The organism is Paraburkholderia gardini (assembly GCF_907164575.1).
Classification (GTDB): domain Bacteria; phylum Pseudomonadota; class Gammaproteobacteria; order Burkholderiales; family Burkholderiaceae; genus Paraburkholderia; species Paraburkholderia gardini.
This window is the reverse complement of sequence record NZ_CAJQYY010000076.1, coordinates 1-504: the sequence shown is the minus strand read 5'-3', so window position 1 is coordinate 504 and position 504 is coordinate 1. Positions and strand designations below refer to the sequence as shown.

The 504-nt window shown below is 62.7% G+C and carries 1 protein-coding gene; it reads right to left on the bottom strand.

Annotated features, from left to right (window positions below):
• Positions 1-504: porin (locus tag LPA34_RS26870; protein ID WP_228984179.1), on the bottom strand; the 504-nt coding region annotated here is incomplete at both ends.

Sequence of the window (504 nt, the reverse complement as noted above, 5' to 3'; positions counted from 1 at the left end):
GCCGGCGTGACTGCGTACTTCACGCCCGCTTCATAGGCTGCGAACGTCGTCGATCCGCCGGTGAGCGGTTCAAGACGCGTGTTCGTGTACAACGCCCACAGCGTAGCCGGTCCGAAGACGTAGCGGCTGCCCACGCCAAACGTGCGCAGGTCGCGGACGGTGCCCGGATTGACGTTCGAGATGTTCGTCGTGAATGCCGGAGTCGACTGGTTCGGATAATGGATGTCCGTGTACGCCGCACCGATGCCGAACGGACCTGCCGCATAGTTCGCGCCGAAGCTGTATGCGCGCGACGAACCGGCCGTCGTACCGACTGCCGGTGCACCGGCGAACGAGGTCGAGTTCGAGAAGCCATACATCGCGCCGAACGTGAAGCCGGCGAAGTTCGCGCTGCTGAACTTGACGGCGTTGTTGATACGGCTGGACGTCAGCTGGTCGATATCGTTGATGTGGTAAGCGTAGTTACCCGCGACGGTCTGGCTGCCGGTCGAATAGTTGGCGCCG